Below are 17,683 nucleotides of genomic sequence, written 5' to 3'. Positions count from 1 at the left end.
GGCGCTAGTCGTCCGCAGGCTGGCAGTGGGAGCATGAGCCATGCACACCATCGACGTCATCGACTCCCATACGGCCGGCGAGCCCACCCGCGTGGTCCTCTCCGGTTTCCCCGATCTGGGCGATGGCGACCTGGCGCAATGCCGCGAGCGTTTCCGCAGCGAGTTCGACCAGTGGCGCAGCGCCATCGCCTGCGAACCGCGTGGGTCGGACACCATGGTGGGCGCCCTGTTGCTGCCGCCGCGCGAGCCGGGTGCCTGCACCGGGGCGATCTTCTTCAATAACGTGGGCTACCTGGGCATGTGCGGGCACGGCACCATCGGCGTGGTACGCACGCTTGCCGAACTGGGGCGCATCGCGCCGGGCCAGCACCGGATCGAGACGCCGGTGGGCACGGTGGGCGTGGAGCTGGCCGACGACGGCACGGTGTCGGTGGACAATGTCGAGAGCTATCGCTTTGCCAGCGGCGTGGAGGTCGAGGTGCCGGGGCATGGTCAGGTGCGTGGCGACGTGGCCTGGGGCGGCAACTGGTTCTTCATCACCGAGCAGGCGCCATGTGCACTGGATCTGGCGCATCAACGCGAGTTGACTACCTACACCGAAGCGATTCGGCTGGCCCTGGAAGCGGCCGGTATCACGGGCGAAGCCGGTGGCGAGATCGACCATATCGAAGTCAATAGCGCCGCGCCCGATGGCAGCGGTGTGGCGCGCAATTTCGTGCTGTGCCCTGGCTTGGCCTACGACCGCTCGCCGTGCGGTACCGGCACCAGCGCCAAGCTGGCGTGTCTGGCGGCCGACGGCAAGCTGGCCGAAGGCGAGCGCTGGGTGCAGCAGGGGATTCTGGGCAGCGCCTTCGAAGGCAGTTATCGCGTGAGCGGGCGCGGCATTGCGCCGCGCATCAGCGGGCAGGCCTTCATCACTGCGCGCTCGCAATTGGTGATCGACCCGGCCGATCCGTTCGCCTGGGGCATCGTGGCCTGATGGATGTCGTGCGGCCCGCGCCGGTGGTTGCGTCGGCCACGTCGTCGGCCGATGCGGTGTCTGCTGCAATAGCGGAGACGTCTGCGGCGCTGTCTGCGTCGACATCGGCACCTGGACTGGGCGGCGACTGCGAATCCGTTTCGGCAACGTCTGCCGCTTCCACGCGGCGCAGTTACGACCTGATCGTGATCGGCGCCGGCATCGTGGGCGCCGCCTGCGCCGAAGCCGCGGCGGGCGAGGGATTGCGCGTGGCGATCGTCGAGCCGGGACCGATCGGCGGCGGCTCCACCGCAGCGGCGATGGGGCACCTAGTGGCGATGGACGACGACCCGGCCGAGCTGGCGTTGTCGGCGTATTCGCTGCGGTTGTGGGAGCGCTTCGCCACGCTGAGCGAAGCCGAATTCAGCCGCTGCGGCACGCTGTGGGTGGCCCGCGACGCGCGCGAATTGGCGGCGGTGCCGGCCAAGATCGCGCGCCTGGCAACGGCCGGCCTGCATGCCGAAGCGATCGATGCAGCGCAGCTGTATGCGCTGGAACCACAGTTGGTACTCGGCTTGGCTGGCGGCATGCGCGTGCCTGATGAAGCTGTGGTGTATCCGCCGCGGGTGGCGCGCCATTTGGTGAGTTTGGCCTGTAGGTCCGGCGCCCGGCTGTTTGCCGGACGTCGCGTGGCGCAGTTGCAGGCGCATGCGGTGCGCCTGGACGATGGGCAGGTGCTCTCGGGCCCGGTGTTGGTCGCCAGCGGTGTGGCCTTGCCGCAGTTGCTGCCTGAGCTGGCATTGCGCCCGCGCAAAGGCCACTTAGTCATCACCGACCGGCACCCGGGGTTGATTCAGCATCAGCTACTGGAACTCGGTTACGCCGATTCGGCGCATGGTGCCGACGACACCAGCGTGGCCTTCAATGTGCAGCCGCGGCCAACCGGGCAGATTCTGATCGGCTCGTCGCGCCAGTTCGGCGAGCACGATCGTGCACTGTCGATGCCGGTGCTGCAGCAGATGTTGCAACGCGCGTTCGCGTATTTGCCGGTGCTGCGCGAGTTGCAGGCGATCCGCGTGTGGACCGGGTTGCGTCCCGCCACGCCGGACGGGCGCCCGTATTTAGGGGCTGTGCCCGGCCGGCGCGATGTGTGGGTGGCCGCAGGCCACGAGGGGCTAGGGGTCACCACGGCGCTGGGGAGCGCACGGGTGATCGTGGATAGTCTGCTCGGGCGGACCCCGGCCATCGACCCGGCGCCGTATGCACCGGCGCGTGCCGTGCAAGGTGCGCCCGCATGAGCGCGACCGTGCGTCTGCATGTGGATGCGCAGTTGGTCGACGTGCCGGCCGGTGCCAGCGTGGCGGCTGCCGTGGCGCAGGCTACGCTGCGGTTCCGCGAATCCAGCGGCGGGCAACCGCGCGCGCCGTTATGCGGCATGGGCGTGTGTTTCGAATGTCGCGTGCGCATTGATGGCGTCGGTCAGCAACGCGCGTGCCTGGTGGATGCGCGCGATGGCATGCAGGTGCGAACCGGTGGCTGAGCGTGTGCTGCATTTCGACGTGTTGGTGATCGGCGCCGGCCCCGCCGGGCTGGCGGCGGCGCAGGCGGCGGCCAGCCAAGGCGTGCGCGTGGGCGTGGTGGACATGCAGCCGCGTGCTGGCGGGCAGGTATGGCGCCGCGACATGCACCATGGCGCGCCGGCCGATGCGCGCGCACTGCTGCAGCAAGTGGCGGGCAATGCAGCAATTACGGTGCTGACGCGCACGCAAATTTTGCTGGCGCAACCGGGCTGGCTATTGGCCGATGGCCCGGACGGCACGCTGCAACTGCACTACGCCGCGTTGGTGCTGGCCACCGGTGCGCGCGAATTGCTGCTGCCGTTTCCAGGCTGGACTCTGCCCGGCGTCACCGGTGCCGGCGCGGCGCAGGCGCTGGCCAAGCAGGGTTGGCCGCTTGCCGGCAAGCGTGTGCTGGTGGCTGGGAGCGGCCCCTTGCTGTTGGCCAGTGCGGCCACGTTGCAACGGCATGGCGCGCAGGTGCTCGGCATCCACGAACAAACCTCGGCAGCGGCGTTGCGCAAGTTCGCGCTGCAATTGTGGCGCTGGCCGAGTAAAGCCGCGCAGGCCGCGGCGTTGCGCCTGCAGCTGCATGCAGTGGCGTATCGCGCCGGCAGCGTTGTGGTTGCCGCGCATGGCGACACGCAGCTGCGCGAAGTCGAACTCGAAGGGCCCACCGGCCGCACGCGTGTTGCCTGCGATCAATTGGCGGTGGGCTATGGCCTGGTGCCCAACACCGAGCTTGCGCAATTGCTGGGTTGCCAGCTGCAGGCATACGGCGCGCACCAGCAGGTGCAGGTAGATGCGTTGCTGCGTACCAGCGTCACCCAGATATTTGCCGCCGGCGAAGCCTGCGGCATCGGCGGGCGCGATTGCGCATTGATTGAAGGTGCGATGGCCGGGTATATGGCCGCCGATGCCCCGGACGCTGCGCTGCGCCTGCAACCAAGGCGTCATGCGGCGCGTGCGTTTGCCGATCTGCTGCAGCAGCAATTCGCGCTGGATCCACGCATCCGCACGCTGGCACAACCGGACACGCTGATCTGCCGCTGCGAAGACGTGCCGCTGGGCGCGCTGGACAGCTTCAACGATGCACGCGATGCCAAGCTCGCGTCGCGCTGCGGCATGGGCGCCTGCCAGGGTCGCATCTGCGGGACTGCGCTGGCCGAACTGGGCCGTTGCCCGCCCGATCTTTCCACCGACGCCGGCCGCCGGCCGCCGTTGTTCCCGGTCCGCCTCGCGGCGCTGGCCGACTCGTTCACTTCCGACTCGCAAGGGAATCATCCATGAGCATTGCTGCGTTCTGGCACGGCGTGTTGCCAGCCATCACCACCCCGTTCACCGCTAACGGCGACATCGACCACGACTTCCTCGGCAAGCACGCCAACCAGTTGGTGGATGCCGGTTGCACCGCAATCGTGCCGCTGGGCTCGTTGGGCGAAGCGGCCACCTTGAGCGTGGAAGACAAGCTGGCGATCCTGCGCACGCTGGTGACCGCCTTGAACGGCCGCGTGCCGGTGGTGCCGGGTATCGCCAGCCTTGCCACCGGAGAAGCAGTCGCGCTAGCCAAAGCGGCCAAGGACATCGGCTGCGGCGGCTTGATGGTGCTGCCGCCGTACGTGTATTCCACCGATTGGCGCGAGATGGGCGCGCATGTGCGCGCGGTGATCGCCGCAACCGATCTGCCGGTGATCCTGTACAACAATCCGGTCGCCTACAAGACCGATTTCGGCCCGGCGCAGATCGCCGAGCTGGCTGCCGAATTCCCGAACCTGCAGGCAGTGAAGGAGTCCTCCGGCGACGTGCGCCGTTTCGCCGCGCTGCAGGAATTGCTGGGCGATCGCCTGGCGCTGCTGGTCGGCATGGACGATGCCATCGTCGAGGGTCTGAGCATGGGCGCCAAGGGCTGGATTGCCGGCCTGGTCAATGCGTATCCAAAAGAATCGGTACGCCTGTTCGAACTCGCCCGCGATGGCGGTTACCCGGCGGCCAAGGAGCTTTACCACTGGTTCCTGCCGCTGCTGCGTCTGGATACCGTGCCCACCTTCGTGCAGCTGATCAAATTGGTGCAGGCAAAAGTAGGCATGGGCAGCGAGCAGGTGCGTGCACCGCGCCTGGTGGTGGCTGGCGCCGAGCGCGATGCTGCGTTGAAGGTGATTGACCATGCCATCGCCACTGCGCCCAAGTTGTCTTGATGGCGCAATGACGCTGTCATCGCACGCTGTGCCTGCGGGTGAGCGCAGGATGCGGCCTGTGCCGATTCGCACCACGCGCCGTACCTATGCGTGGTGCGATGCGTCCGCCGCTGCGGATGTGGCACCCAGTGCTGCATCCGTATCACCTTTTTGGTCGGCCGCTGGCGCACAGTGCGCAGGCCCTGCATCCCTGTCATCGAAGGTGCCGCAATGAACGACACGAACCACTCCACTCCCGCGACCAAAGCAGAGATTCTGCTGGGTGGCCAATGGCAACCCAGCCGTGCCCCCACCGGCCGCTTCCGCGCCGCCAACCCGGCCACCGGTGAGCCGATCGGGCCGCATTTTCCGATCAGTGGTGCGGACGATGTGGAAGCGGCCGTCGTTGCGGCGCAGGCAGTGACAGCGGAACTCGCGGCCGCGCCGGTCGAGCGCATCGCGGCCTTTCTGGACCGCTACGCTGACGCACTGGATGCCGATGCCGACACCTTGGTTGCACTGGCGCATGCCGAGACGGCGTTGCCGGCGCCCACCCGCCTGCGCGGCAACGAACTGCCGCGCACCAGCGGGCAATTACGTCAGGCCGCAAACGCGGTACGTAGTTACAGCTGGACCCAGCCCATCATCGACAGCGCGGCAGATCTGCGTTCGCACCTGGCGCCGCTGGGCAAGCCGGTGTTGGTATTTGGCCCAAACAATTTCCCGTTCGCGTTCAATGCAATTGCCGGCAGCGACTTCGCCTCGGCGATTGCCGCGCGCAACCCGGTCATCGCCAAGGCGCATCCGCTGCATCCGGCCACCAGCCAGCGCATGGCGCAGCTGGCGCATCAGGCGCTGGTCGCGGCCGGTCTTCCTGCGGCGGCCGTGCAGCTGCTGTATCACTTCGACAATGCCATCGGTGTGCGTTTAGCAGGTGATGCGCGACTGGGCGCGATTGGCTTTACCGGCAGCCGTGCCGGTGGGCTGGCGCTGAAGGCAGCCGCAGACGCAGCGGGCGTGCCGTTCTATGCCGAGCTGTCCAGCGTCAACCCGGTGTTCCTGTTGCCCGGCGCGCTGGCCGAACGCGGCGATGCGCTTGCGCAGGAATTCTTCGCATCCTGCACGCTTGGCAGCGGCCAGTTCTGCACCAATCCCGGCGTGGTGGTTGTGCCGCACGGTGCGGCGGGCGATGCATTCGTGGCAGCCACCAAGGCGCATTTCGAAGCGGCCATGCCGATGGTGCTGTTCTCCGCCTCCGGCGTCCACGGTGTGCAACGTGGCGTGGCGGACCTGCGTGCTGCCGGTGCCAGCATGCTGGCCGGCGGTCACACCGGCGAGGATGGCTACCGCTATGCACCCACCTTGTTGAGCGTGGGTGCGCAGGCCTTCATTGCCAAGCCGCATGCGCTGCAGGCCGAAGCCTTCGGCCCGGTGAGCCTGTTGGTGCGCGCAGCCGATGTGGCGCAAATGGCCCAGGTTGCTGCTGCGTTCGAAGGCAATCTCACCGGTACGCTGTACCGCGCCGCCGACGGCACCGACGATGCGGCTTGGCAGGCCATCGCCCCGGTGCTGCGCGCGCGTGTAGGGCGCTTGATCAACAGCAAGATGCCGACCGGCGTGGCGGTGAGCGCAGCGCAGAATCATGGCGGCCCGTTTCCGAGCACCGGGCATCCGGGATTCACTGCGGTGGGCATGCCCGGCGCCATCCGCCGTTTTGCCGCCTTGCACAGTTACGACGCGGTGCCCGATGCGCTGTTGCCCGCCGAATTGCGCCAGCGCAATCCGGGTGGTGTGCAGCGTCTGGTTGATGGGCAATGGAGCACCGCCGATCTTGGAGCGGGCGCATGAGCAGCCAGATCGGCGGGCTGTCGCTGGAGCAGGCGCGCGCGCAACTGGCACCGTGGAACCAACGCGCCGCGCCGATCGCCGCAGACGAATACGAGCGCCGCATCGAGCGCGCGCGCAGTCTGATGCGTGCGCATGGCGTGGATGCGCTATTGATCGGCGCCGGCACGTCGCTGCGCTACTTCACCGGCGTGCCGTGGGGCGCGAGCGAACGTCTGGTGGCGTTGCTGCTGATGCTGGACGGCGACCCGGTGTTGATCTGCCCCGCATTTGAAGAAGGCTCGCTGGATGCGGTGCTGAAGATCCCGGTGGCCAAATACCTGTGGGAAGAACACGACGACCCATATGCGCTGGTGGTGCAGGCCATGGACGAGCGCCATGCGCATGCCTTGGCGCTGGACCCGGGCATTGCATTCGCCGTGCACACTGGTCTGCGTGCGCATCTGGGCAAAGCCATTCGCGATGCCGGCTCCATCATTGACGGCTGCCGCATGTGCAAGTCGCCGGCCGAGTTGGCATTGATGCAGCAGGCCTGCGACATGACCATGCTGGTGCAGCGGCTGGCCGCCGGCATCGCACACGAGGGCATCGGCACCGATCAAGTGGTGCGCTTCATTGATGAGGCGCATCGTGCGCTGGGCGCGGATAACGGCTCGACTTTCTGCATCGTGCAGTACGGCCATGCCACCGCGTTTCCGCATGGCATTCCCGGCGTGCAACACCTGCGCGAAGGCGAGCTGGTGTTGATCGATACCGGCTGCACCGTGCAGGGCTACCACTCCGACATCACCCGCACCTGGATCTATGGCGCCCCCAACGCTGCGCAGCAACGCATCTGGGACCTGGAACAGGCCGCGCAGGCGGCGGCGTTTGCGGCAATTCGCCCTGGGGTGGCGTGCGAGGCGGTGGACCAGGCGGCACGTACCGTATTGGAAGCTGCCGGGCTCGGGCCCGACTATCGGCTGCCAGGCCTGCCGCATCGCACCGGTCACGGCTGCGGTTTAGCGATTCACGAGGCGCCGTATCTGGTGCGCGGCAATGCGCTGCCGCTGCAGCCGGGCATGTGCGCCAGCAACGAGCCGATGATCGTGGTGCCGGAGCAGTTCGGTGTGCGCTTGGAAGACCATTTCTACGTTACCGACGATGGCGCGCAGTGGTTCACGCCGCCATCGGTGGCGATCGATCAACCGTTTGCGTGAGCCTGCACAGGCTCACGCATCCGTAGGAGCGCGCTTGCGCGCGAATGGCTTCCTCGGTAACGCCCATCGCGCGCAAGCGCGCTCCTACGGCCGCCATTGCATCTTGGAGTAACTGCATGAACCACCTGCGTCCTGTCACCATCGGTCCGGTTGTAGCCGGTCTACTCGCAGCCGCGTTGTTCACCGCCTGCAAGCCGGCGCCGCCCGCAGCGGAGCAGGTGGCGGCGCCGGCTTCCGCCTCGAACAGCGAGCAAGCTGCCAAGGCGTTCGATGCGCTGCTGGACAAGCAGTGGCAGTACCAACTGCAGCACAACCCGGAGTTCGCCAGCATCATCGGCGACAAGCGCTATAACGACCTCTGGAGCGATTACTCGCTGGAGGCCGTGCAGGCAGACCGCACCGCAACCGCCGACCTGCTCAAGCAGTTCGAAGCAGTGGATGCCAAGACGCTGGATGCGCAACGCCAGCTCAGCCTGCAGATGATGCTGGGCCAGTTGCGCGACAAGCTGGAAGGCATCGATCTGAAGACCTATGCAATGCCGCTGGAGCCGATTGGTGGCATACAGCTGGCGCTGGCCGGGTATGGCGATGCATTCCCGTTTGAAAACGCCAAGGACTACCAGGATTACATCAAGCGCTTGCAGACACTGCCGACGGTGATCGAGCAGGTCATCGCAGTGTCGCGGCAGGGGGCAAAAGATGGCCTTACCGAGCCGCGTTATTTGCTGGAGCGCATGCCCGAGCAGATCGACAAGATTGCCGGGTTGACCGGGGAGCAGAGTCCGTTCGCCTCGCCGTTGAAAAAGCTCGACGCTGCCGTACCGGCTGATCAACGCGATGCGTTGCGCAAACAATTGCTCGCAGCGATCGATCAAAACGTGCGCCCGGCGTACAGCAAATTGGCCGCGTTCGTGCGCGACGAATACGCCGCGCAAGGGCGCGCGCAGGAGGGCTTATGGTCGCTACCCGACGGTGATCGCCGTTATCGCTATGCCATCCATACCCAGACCACCACCGACATGGCGCCGGAGGAAATCCACCAGATCGGTTTGAAGGAGGTCGCGCGCATCGAAGGCGAGATGACGGTGATTGCCAAAGCGCAGGGCTTTGCCGATCTGGCCAGCTTCCGCAAGGCAGTGGAAACCGACAAGCGCCACTACGCCACCTCTGGCGAGCAAATTTTGCAGCAGTACCGGCAGTACATCGCGGCGATGGAACCGGAGCTGCCCAAGTTGTTCGGCCATCTGCCCAAGACGCCGCTGGAAGTGCAGGCGATGCCGGCATTCCGGCGCACCGCACCCGGCGCCGAGTACTGGCAGAGCAATCCCGAAGGCACCAAACCGGCGATCGTGAAGGTCAACACCAGTGACTTCGCCAGCCGTACGCTGATCAATATCGAAACCACCGCCTATCACGAAGGCGTGCCGGGCCATCACCTGCAGATTTCGCTCGCGCAGACGCTGCCGTTGCCGCCGTTCCGCCAGCAGGCCGGCTACAACGCGTATATCGAAGGCTGGGCGCTGTATGCCGAACGCCTCGGCAAGGAGATCGGTTTCTTCAAGGACCCGTATAACGATTACGGGCGTCTGTCCGGCGAGTTATTGCGCGCAAACCGTTTGGTGCTCGATACCGGTGTGCATTACAAGCACTGGAATCGCCAGCAAATGGTGGATTTCTTCCACGCCCATCCGTCAGATGACGAGCCCAGCATCCAGTCCGAAACCGACCGCTACATCGTGTGGCCGGGCCAGGCACTGGGCTACAAGCTCGGTCAGTTGCAGATTTTGGCGCTGCGTGCGGAAGCGGAAAAGGAACTGGGCGAGCGCTTCGATGTACGCGCCTTCCACGACGCAGTGCTCGGCGGCGGCGCGATGCCGCTGGCGATGCTGCAGCAACGCGTGCGGCACTGGATTGCCCAGGCTAAGGCAGCACCGGAGGCAAAAAAATGACGAGGGGCAGCGTATTACGCGCGAGTGCAATGAGCCTACTGATTGCAGCCAGCCTGAGCGGCGTTGCGCTGCCCACGCAGGCGGCCGACGCTGTTGCTGCGCCCACGCAGAACACCGCATCGGCACGCTTCAAGGCCCTGTACACGCGCGAATGGCGCTGGCGGCAGGCCCAGGCGTCCGGCGCGGTGGATGAGGATAACCAGGCCACGCAGGAGCAGCAATCCGACCATCTGCCCAAGGTCGATGTCGCCACGCAGAACCTGCGCACGGCCTATTGGCAACAAGCGTTGAGGGAACTGGATACCATTCCGCAGGCACAGTTGTCGGCCGAAGATCAGGTGAGTTACCAGGTGTACCGGCAGCAGTTACAGGTGTTGCTGAACCAGCAGCATTTTCGCGCCTGGGAAATGCCGTTTAACAGCGACTCGGCGTTCTGGAGCGATCTGGGGTTCAGCGCCGAAGCCAAGCTGCGCACGCGCGAGGATTACCAGCGCTATCTGAAGATGCTGGCCGACATCCCGCGCTATTTCACCGAGCACACCGACAATATGCGCGCCGGGCTGGCGCGCGGTTTTAGCCAGCCTCGGGTCACGATGACCGGGCGCGACCAATCCATCGCCGATGTGGCGCAGGCCAAAGGTGAGGCCAATCGGTTCTACGCACCGTTCAAGCAAATGCCGGCAACGCTGCCGGCCGATGTGCAGGCACAGCTGCGCCAGGAGGCGGTCAAGGCCATCGATACGCAGGTGGTGCCGGCGTACGCCAAATTGCTGGACTTCATCCGCAATGAGTACCAGCCGCGCGCGCGCACCACGCTGGCTGGCGAAGCGTTGCCGGACGGGCAAGCGTATTACCGCGCGCAGATTCGCGAGTTCACCACGCTGGATCTGAGCCCCGATCAGATCCACCAGATCGGCTTGCAGGAAGTGGCCAAGCTGCGCACGCAGATGGACCAGACCATCGCTGCCAGCGGCTTCAAGCCGCCGGCCGGGCAGGCGGTGTTTCCGGCGTTTCTGCATTTTTTGCGTACCGACCCGCAGTTCTACGCCAAGACCCCGGAAGAGTTGCTCAAGCAGGCAGCCTGGATCGCCAAGCGTGTGGACGCCAAGGTGGGCGACTACGTCGGCCGGCTGCCGCGCCGGCGGTTTGCGATCGAGCCGGTGCCGCCGGAGCTTGCGCCGTTTTACACCGGTGGCCGCGGGGGACCGGGCATTTATTTGGTCAACACCTACAACCTGCCGTCGCGGCCGCTGTACAACCTGACCGCGCTCACGCTGCATGAGTCCTCGCCGGGCCACGCACTGCAGATGCCGCTGGCGGCAGAGGCGCAGGGCTTGCCGGAGTTCCGGCGTTACGGCTACATCTCTGCCTACGGCGAGGGTTGGGCGCTGTATTCGGAGTATCTGGGCCAGGAAATGGGCATGTACGACACGCCCTATGACCGCTTCGGGTATCTGACCTACCAGATGTGGCGCGCCTGCCGCTTGGTGATCGATACCGGCATCCATCACAAGGGCTGGACGCGCGAACAAGCGCAGGCCTACCTGCGCGACAACACCGCGCTGAGTGAGCACGAAGTGACCACCGAGGTGGACCGCTACATCGCCTGGCCGGGACAGGCGCTGTCGTACTACCTGGGCGAGTTGAAGATGCTGGAACTGCGCCACAAGGCAGAAGCTGCACTCGGCGAGAAGTTCGACCTGCGCAACTTCCACGATGCGCTGCTGCAGACCGGTTCGGTGCCATTGCCGGTGCTGGAAGCACGCATCGACCGCTTCATCGCCGATGGTGGCGCGTCGCCATATCCAGTCGACGACGCTGCAGACGTCTCGGCAGAGGCCAAAACGTCTGCCAGCGACTAATGCGTGCGCCACGCCTTTATTGAAATAACCGCGCTTTCCTCACTTCGGGGCGACGTATGACCACACACGGTGCGACTACACAAGGCAAGTTCCACAAGCGGCTTAGCCTGACCGACCTGACCTTTATCGGGCTGGGTTCGATCTTCGGCTCCGGGTGGTTATTTTCGGCCAGCCATGTCTCCTCGATTGCAGGACCAGCCGGCATCGTGTCGTGGATTTTGGGCGGCCTCGCGGTGCTGCTGCTCGGGCTGGTGTATTGCGAGCTCGGTGCGGCCTTGCCGCGCGCGGGCGGGGTGGTGCGCTACCCGGAGTATTCGCATGGTGCCTTGCTCGGCTCGTTGACCGGCTTCATCACCTTGATCGCATTTTCCAGCTTGATTGCGATCGAAGTGGAAGCCGCGCGGCAATACGCAGCAGCGTGGTTCCCGTGGCTGAGTCAGCCGAACAGTACGCATCCCAGCATCTGGGGCTGGCTGGTGCAGCTGGCCTTGCTGGTGCTGTTTTTCCTGCTCAACTATTTCAGCGTCAAGACCTTTGCGCTGGCCAACAACATCGTCAGCATCTTCAAGTTTCTGGTGCCGATCCTGGTGATCGTGCTGCTGATGAAGGATTTCAATGCAGACAATCTCACCGTGCATGGGTTCGCACCCTCGGGCATGGCCGGGGTGGAAGCGGCGATCTCGGCCGGCGGGATTATCTTCGCGTATCTGGGGCTGACCCCGATCGTATCGGTGGCCAGCGAGGTGCGCGACCCGCAGCGCAATATTCCGATTGCGCTGATCCTGTCGGTGGCGTTATCCACGGTGATTTACGTGCTGCTGCAGCTGGCGTTTTTGGGCGGCATTCCGGCCGCGCAACTCGCACAAGGCTGGGCGGGCATCGACAAGGCCTTCTCGCTGCCGTACCACGATATCGCACTGGTCTTGGGCATGGCGTGGCTGGCTGCGCTGGTGATCTGCGATGCGATGGTGTCGCCCAGCGGTACCGGCAACATCTACATGAATGCCACGCCGCGCGTGGTGTATGGCTGGGCGCGGAGCGGGGGATTCTTGCCGGTGCTGACGCGGGTGGACCCGGTGTCCGGCATCCCGCGTCCGGCGTTGTGGTTGAGTCTGGGCTTATCGATCTTCTGGACGCTGCCTTTCCCTTCGTGGGAAACGCTGATCGGCGTGGTATCGGCCGCCTTGGTGCTGAGCTACGCGGTGGCGCCGGTCACCGTGGCAGCCTTGCGCCGTAGCGCACCGGACTTGCCGCGCCCATTTTTCGTGCGCGGCCTGACGGTGCTGGGGCCGCTGTCGTTCATGGTGGCGGCGTTGATTGTGTACTGGTCCACCTGGCCAACCCTGTCGTGGCTGCTCGGCTTGCAGGTGCTCGCATTCGCGCTGTACGTGCTGTATCGCTTGCCTTCGCGTGAGGGGCGCACGCGCTTGTTGCGGCAGGTACGCGCATCGTTGTGGCTGATCGTGTTCTTCGTGCTGGTGATGCTGGTGTCGTGGGCCGGTACGTTCGGGGGACATGGCTGGATCGCGCATCCGTTCGATACGCTGAGCGTGGCGGTGATGGCGTTCTTCATCTACCACTGGGGCGCACGCAGTGGTTTGCGCAGTGACGAGCTGGCGCTGGAGGAAGACGATGGGGAGTGATGCACGCCGCAGCGCGTGCGGTTTGTGTGGGTGGCGTGTGTTGGCCGCGTGCGTGATGGTGGTGTCGGGTGCTGTGCAGGCTGCCCCCAGCGTTGCCGACTACCAACGCTCGCTGGGTCTGCGCGAGCAGTGGATGACGCTGACAGAGAATGTCGCCTGGCCGGCGCAGTGGCAGGACGATGGCAGGTTTTATTATCGCAAGACGGTGCCGGGTGGCTTCGCGTTCGTCAGTGCCGATGTGGCCACGCTGCAGAAGCAGCCGGCCTTCGATCAGGCGCGCGTGGCGCAGGGCCTGACTGCGGCAACCGGCAAGACCTATGCGCCGTTGCGTCTGCCGTTCGAGCGGTTTTTCTTTTCGAAAGAGGGCGCGCGTAGCGATGGCGCCATTGTCTTCGCACTTGAAGACGAAGCCTGGCGCTGCACGCTGACCACCTACCACTGCGCGCCCGATGCACGTCCGCAGCAACAGTCACGTCCACGCGGCTTCGGCGTGGTACGCGACCCACTCGTGCCGGCCGACGCCACGCCGCGTCGTTCGCCGGATGCCAACTGGGAGGTACTGGCCGATGGCTGGAACCTGATGCTGCGCCGTGTCGCCGATGGGCAGGTAACCCGGCTCAGCAGCGACGGCCGCGCCGATGATTATTTCGATCTGGAGAGTGTTGCCTGGTCGCCGGATTCGCAGCAATTGGCGGTCTATCGTGTGCGTCCCGGGCTTGCCCGTCGTGTCACCCGTGTAGAGGCTGCGCCTGCCGGTGGCGGGCAACCGCTGGTGCACACCCAGCTGTACCCCAAGCCGGGCGATGCGGTGGATGTGGAGCGGCCGGTGCTGTTCGCGCTCGACGGAACACTGCGCGATGTGGAGACGGGTTTGTTCGATAACCCGTATTCGCTGTCGCCGCTGCAGTGGCGCAGCGATGGGCGCAGTGTGGCGTTCGAGTACGTGCAGCGTGGTTTTCAACGCATGCGCGTGATCGCAGTGGATGCCCGCACTGCGCGCGCGCATGTGCCCGTTGGTGAAGATGCCCCCACCTTCGTGTATGCCGACCGCAGCTTTCGCCACGATGTCGATGGGCGCGGCGATGAGGTGCTGTGGATTTCCGAACGTGACGGCTGGCGGCACCTGTATCTGTTCGATGGGCGTAACGGCAAGCTGAAACGCCAGCTCACCCGCGGGCCGTGGGTGGTGCGCGATGTACTGCGCGTGGACGATACGCAGCGCCGCGTCTGGTTCACCGCCAGCGGCATGGATGCGGGCAAAGATCCGTACTATCGGCAACTGTACAGCGTGGACTTCGACGGCCGTCGGTTGACGCGCCTGACCCACGCTGATGCCGACCATGATGTAGCGATTGCCGATGATGGCCTGCATTACGTCGACGTCTATTCGCGTCCGAACCTGCCGCCGGTGATGGAGCTGCACGCCATCGATGGGCAACTGCTGCACACCGTGGAGCGCGGCACGATCGACACGCTGCAGGCCGCCGGCTGGCGCGCCCCGGAGACCTTCGTTGCCAAGGGGCGCGACGGCAGGACCGACATTTGGGGCATGGTGGTACGCCCGCGCGATTACGACCCGCGCAAACGCTACCCGGTGATCGAAAACATCTACGCCGGGCCGCATGATGCGTTCGTGCCCAAGACGTTCTGGCCGTTCGGTTATCACTCCGGCGGTGACAAGCAGATCGGCATGCAGGCGCAGGCCGATCTGGGTTTCATCGTGGTGATGATCGATGGCATGGGCACCGCCAATCGCTCCAAGGCGTTTCACGATGTGGCGTGGAAAAACCTGGGCGATTCCGGCTTTGCCGATCGCATCGCCTGGCATCGCGCACTGGCCGCCAAGGATCCGTCTTACGACATCAGTCGCGTTGGTATCTACGGCGCCTCGGCGGGCGGGCAGAGCACGCTGGGTGCGCTGGAACGTCACCCAGAGTTTTACAAGGTGGGCGTGGCCTTCGCTGGCTGCTACGACAACCGCATGGACAAGATCAGCTGGAATGAGCAGTGGATGGGCTGGCCGGTGGATGCGAGCTACGCTGACGCGTCTGGCGTGGTCAATGCAAGCAAGCTGCAGGGCGACCTGTTGCTGATCGTGGGCGAGCAGGACAGCAATGTGGATCCGGCGTCCACCGCGCAAGTGGTCGATGCCTTGATCAAGGCCGGCAAAGAGTTCGACCTGCTCAATGTGCCCGGTGGCGAGCATTCGGTAGGCCGCTCCAGCGGGCCGATCGATTACGTGCAACGCCGCCAGTACGACTTCTTCGTGCGCCACCTGCGCAACGAACCCACGCCGCACTGGAATTCGCTGCCATCGGAGGCGCAATGATGCGTCTGTTTGCTCGATTCAAGCCACAACGGCGCGGCCTGGTTGCCGCTCTTTTGTGGTTCATCGCGTTGCTGGCGGGCAGCATGCCGCTGCTTGCCGCCGCCGAAGAACTGCCACGGTTCTTCACCAAAGACGGCCGCCATGCGGTGTTTGTCGATGGTGCGCCGTACACCATCCTGGCCGCGCAACTGCATAACTCCAGCGCGTGGCCGGCGGTATTGCCGCAAGCCCTGGACGACGTGGTGGCGCTGCATGCCAATACGGTGGAAGCACCGGTGTATTGGGAGCAGTTCGAGCCGGCGCAGGGCCGATTTGACAGCACTAATGTGGACGCGCTGATTGCCGGCGCCCGCAAGCGTGGCCTGCGTGTGGCCTTGCTGTGGTTCGGCAGCTGGAAGAATGGCCAGATGCATTACGTGCCGGAATGGATCAAGCGCGACGCGGCAACGTACCCGCGCATGCGCGATGCCAATGGCGAGCCGGTGGATGTGTTGTCGCCACATGTGGCCGCCAACATGCAGGCCGACGCGCGTGCATTCACTGCATTGATGCAGCACCTACGCAAAGTGGATGGCGACCGCCACACCGTGATTCTGGTGCAGGTTGAAAACGAGCCGGGCGCAATTGGCACGGTGCGCGACCATGGCCCGGCAGGGGAGGCCGCATTCGCGCAACCGGTCCCGGCCGCGATTGCGCGCGCCTTGGGCAAACCGCAGGGCAGCTGGCAGCAGTTGTTCGGCGCCGAGGCTGCGGAAGCCTTCAACGCCTATGCAACCGCCACGTACATCGAGCAAGTGGCCGCCGCCGGCAAGCGTGCGTATCCGCTGCCGTTCTACGTCAACACCTGGCTGCGCTACAAGGGCAAGCGCTATCCAGGCATGGACTATCCCTCTGGCGGTGCCACGGTGAACGTGTTCGCGCTGTGGCGCGCGGCCACGCCGTCGATCGATTTCATCGGCACCGACATCTACACCAACGATTACAACGAATACACCAAGGTCATCGGCCAGTACGCGCGGCCCGACAACCCGGCCTGGGTCTCGGAAACCGGCTTCGAGGCTGCCACCGCACCGTATCTGTTTCATGTGCTGGGGCAGGGAGGCGTCGGCTTTTCGGTTTTCGGCATGGATGGCAATCTTGATAGCGAAGCCAACCGCGCCGCGGTGGCAGCGCATGCTGCCAACTTCAAATTGCTGGCGCCGATGCAACGGGTTCTGGCGCAGGCCGCTTTCGACGGCCGGCTGCAGGCGGTGGCCGAGCAACCCGGCGCACCGCAGCGCACGCTGCGCTTCGGCGAGTGGAAGGCCAAGGTTTCGTTTGGTGCGCCCATGTGGGGCGATGCGCCGGCCATCCTGCCCGGCAACGACGACCACGCAGGCCGGCTGCTGGTGGCCCAACTGGGGCCGGAGGAGTTTCTGGTGACCGGTATGGCCGCACGCATTGAATTTTTCCGCGATGCAGCCGATACCCGTCATGGACAACTGTTGCGGGTAGAGCAGGGGCGATATGTCGATGGGCGCTGGCAGATGGAAAAGCAGCTTAACGGCGACCAGACCGACTACGGCCTCAACTTCGGGCGTGTGGATGCGGACGGCAACGTGCCTGTGGTGTTGCGGGTGTGGGTAGGTACTTACTGAGCCTTGCTGATCGTGTCGTTGCCGCCTCCCGCCTGATGTCTGCAATGGGTTGGGCCTTGTTCGAATTCACTCACCGCCACACCGGAGCCACCATGAGCATCAGCAGCATCGCAAGTTCCGGAATGCAGGTCGCCGCACTGCGTCAGCAGGTGGCGGCCAGCAATGTCGCCCGTCAGCCGGTGGACGGCAGCCCGCGCCAGTCTGTCGCGGCTAGTACGCAGGCCAATGGCGGCGTGGCTGCCAACGTGGTCAATGCCAGTGCTGACCCGTCTGCGCCGGCCAGCGATCTGGTCGAAGGTCTATCGGCCCGCAACGATTTTCAGGCCAATGCCAACGTGTTGCGGCGTTCCGACGAGATGCTGGGTAGCTTGTTGGATGTGTTGACCTAAGCGGTTTGGCCTACACGACGACGGTCGTCGACCTGTTGCATCGGGTGCAAGGCGTGTCTCGCGAGGGGCGAGGGCACCGCGCCCTCCACGCTTCGAGTCTGCAGGATCCTTGCCTGCCCACCATCGCAGGACACGCTGCAAG

13 protein-coding genes are annotated in these 17,683 nt (G+C 65.2%); all 13 read left to right on the top strand.

Annotated elements, in window-relative coordinates; genetic code table 11:
* Positions 1-40 precede the first annotated feature (40 nt).
* The 13 genes from NX05_RS08750 to NX05_RS08690 all read left to right on the top strand — a co-directional run bounded on the left by NX05_RS08750 (position 41) and on the right by NX05_RS08690 (position 17,541).
* The gene (locus NX05_RS08750; protein ID WP_010363456.1) at positions 41-979 is read left to right on the top strand and encodes a proline racemase family protein; all 939 of its coding nucleotides are present in this window, start codon (positions 41-43) and stop codon (positions 977-979) included.
* A complete protein-coding gene (locus NX05_RS08745) occupies positions 979-2,256 on the top strand; it encodes an NAD(P)/FAD-dependent oxidoreductase (RefSeq protein ID WP_039439281.1) in 1,278 nt (425 codons plus the stop codon). Before NX05_RS08750 ends, NX05_RS08745 begins: the two co-directional genes overlap by 1 nt.
* Positions 2,253-2,498: a 2Fe-2S iron-sulfur cluster-binding protein gene (locus NX05_RS08740; protein WP_039432854.1), complete on the top strand. Its 246-nt coding sequence runs from the start codon at positions 2,253-2,255 to the stop codon at positions 2,496-2,498. Before NX05_RS08745 ends, NX05_RS08740 begins: the two co-directional genes overlap by 4 nt.
* Complete coding sequence (locus NX05_RS08735) at positions 2,491-3,804, top strand: NAD(P)/FAD-dependent oxidoreductase (RefSeq protein ID WP_172645778.1); 1,314 nt, start codon at positions 2,491-2,493, stop codon at positions 3,802-3,804. The genes NX05_RS08740 and NX05_RS08735 overlap by 8 nt, the downstream gene beginning before the upstream one ends.
* A complete protein-coding gene (locus NX05_RS08730; RefSeq protein WP_010363448.1) occupies positions 3,801-4,709 on the top strand; it encodes a dihydrodipicolinate synthase family protein in 909 nt (302 codons plus the stop codon). The genes NX05_RS08735 and NX05_RS08730 overlap by 4 nt, the downstream gene beginning before the upstream one ends.
* A gap of 210 nt (positions 4,710-4,919) precedes the next feature.
* Positions 4,920-6,536 carry an aldehyde dehydrogenase family protein gene (locus NX05_RS08725; protein ID WP_039432857.1) on the top strand — a complete coding sequence of 539 codons (1,617 nt, stop codon included), beginning with the start codon at positions 4,920-4,922 and terminating at the stop codon, positions 6,534-6,536.
* Positions 6,533-7,732: a M24 family metallopeptidase gene (locus NX05_RS08720; RefSeq protein WP_039432859.1), complete on the top strand. Its 1,200-nt coding sequence runs from the start codon at positions 6,533-6,535 to the stop codon at positions 7,730-7,732. The genes NX05_RS08725 and NX05_RS08720 overlap by 4 nt, the downstream gene beginning before the upstream one ends.
* Positions 7,733-7,848: 116 nt before the next feature.
* Positions 7,849-9,681, top strand: a complete 1,833-nt coding sequence (locus tag NX05_RS08715) for a DUF885 domain-containing protein (protein WP_039432861.1) — start codon at positions 7,849-7,851, stop codon at positions 9,679-9,681.
* Positions 9,678-11,543: a DUF885 domain-containing protein gene (locus tag NX05_RS08710; protein ID WP_039432863.1), complete on the top strand. Its 1,866-nt coding sequence runs from the start codon at positions 9,678-9,680 to the stop codon at positions 11,541-11,543. Before NX05_RS08715 ends, NX05_RS08710 begins: the two co-directional genes overlap by 4 nt.
* Positions 11,544-11,599: 56 nt before the next feature.
* Positions 11,600-13,186 (top strand): APC family permease, encoded by a 1,587-nt coding sequence (locus NX05_RS08705; RefSeq protein ID WP_039432866.1) that lies wholly within the window; start codon positions 11,600-11,602, stop codon positions 13,184-13,186.
* Complete coding sequence (locus NX05_RS08700) at positions 13,176-15,515, top strand: S9 family peptidase (protein ID WP_039432869.1); 2,340 nt, start codon at positions 13,176-13,178, stop codon at positions 15,513-15,515. Before NX05_RS08705 ends, NX05_RS08700 begins: the two co-directional genes overlap by 11 nt.
* Entirely contained in the window at positions 15,515-17,152 is a 1,638-nt protein-coding gene (locus tag NX05_RS08695) for a DUF5597 domain-containing protein (RefSeq protein ID WP_080764643.1), read from the top strand. The genes NX05_RS08700 and NX05_RS08695 overlap by 1 nt, the downstream gene beginning before the upstream one ends.
* Before the next feature lie 92 nt (positions 17,153-17,244).
* Positions 17,245-17,541: a flagellar basal body rod protein FlgC gene (locus NX05_RS08690; protein ID WP_010363428.1), complete on the top strand. Its 297-nt coding sequence runs from the start codon at positions 17,245-17,247 to the stop codon at positions 17,539-17,541.
* Positions 17,542-17,683: the final 142 nt, after the last annotated feature.

Source organism: Xanthomonas vasicola, from assembly GCF_000772705.2.
In the GTDB taxonomy this organism is placed as follows: domain Bacteria; phylum Pseudomonadota; class Gammaproteobacteria; order Xanthomonadales; family Xanthomonadaceae; genus Xanthomonas; species Xanthomonas vasicola.
This window is presented reverse-complemented; position numbering and strand designations above follow the sequence as displayed.

Bases quoted from the DNA above. Each gene is read 5' to 3' on its own strand.
- NX05_RS08720 (WP_039432859.1), top strand. From the start codon at position 6,533: ATGAGCAGCCAGATCGGCGGGCTGTCGCTGGAGCAGGCGCGCGCGCAA.
- NX05_RS08705 (WP_039432866.1), top strand. From the start codon at position 11,600: ATGACCACACACGGTGCGACTACACAAGGCAAGTTCCACAAGCGGCTT.
- NX05_RS08710 (WP_039432863.1), top strand. From the start codon at position 9,678: ATGACGAGGGGCAGCGTATTACGCGCGAGTGCAATGAGCCTACTGATT.
- NX05_RS08750 (WP_010363456.1), top strand. From the start codon at position 41: ATGCACACCATCGACGTCATCGACTCCCATACGGCCGGCGAGCCCACC.
- NX05_RS08690 (WP_010363428.1), top strand. From the start codon at position 17,245: ATGAGCATCAGCAGCATCGCAAGTTCCGGAATGCAGGTCGCCGCACTG.
- NX05_RS08730 (WP_010363448.1), top strand. From the start codon at position 3,801: ATGAGCATTGCTGCGTTCTGGCACGGCGTGTTGCCAGCCATCACCACC.
- NX05_RS08745 (WP_039439281.1), top strand. From the start codon at position 979: ATGGATGTCGTGCGGCCCGCGCCGGTGGTTGCGTCGGCCACGTCGTCG.
- NX05_RS08715 (WP_039432861.1), top strand. From the start codon at position 7,849: ATGAACCACCTGCGTCCTGTCACCATCGGTCCGGTTGTAGCCGGTCTA.
- NX05_RS08700 (WP_039432869.1), top strand. From the start codon at position 13,176: ATGGGGAGTGATGCACGCCGCAGCGCGTGCGGTTTGTGTGGGTGGCGT.
- NX05_RS08695 (WP_080764643.1), top strand. From the start codon at position 15,515: ATGCGTCTGTTTGCTCGATTCAAGCCACAACGGCGCGGCCTGGTTGCC.
- NX05_RS08725 (WP_039432857.1), top strand. From the start codon at position 4,920: ATGAACGACACGAACCACTCCACTCCCGCGACCAAAGCAGAGATTCTG.
- NX05_RS08740 (WP_039432854.1), top strand. From the start codon at position 2,253: ATGAGCGCGACCGTGCGTCTGCATGTGGATGCGCAGTTGGTCGACGTG.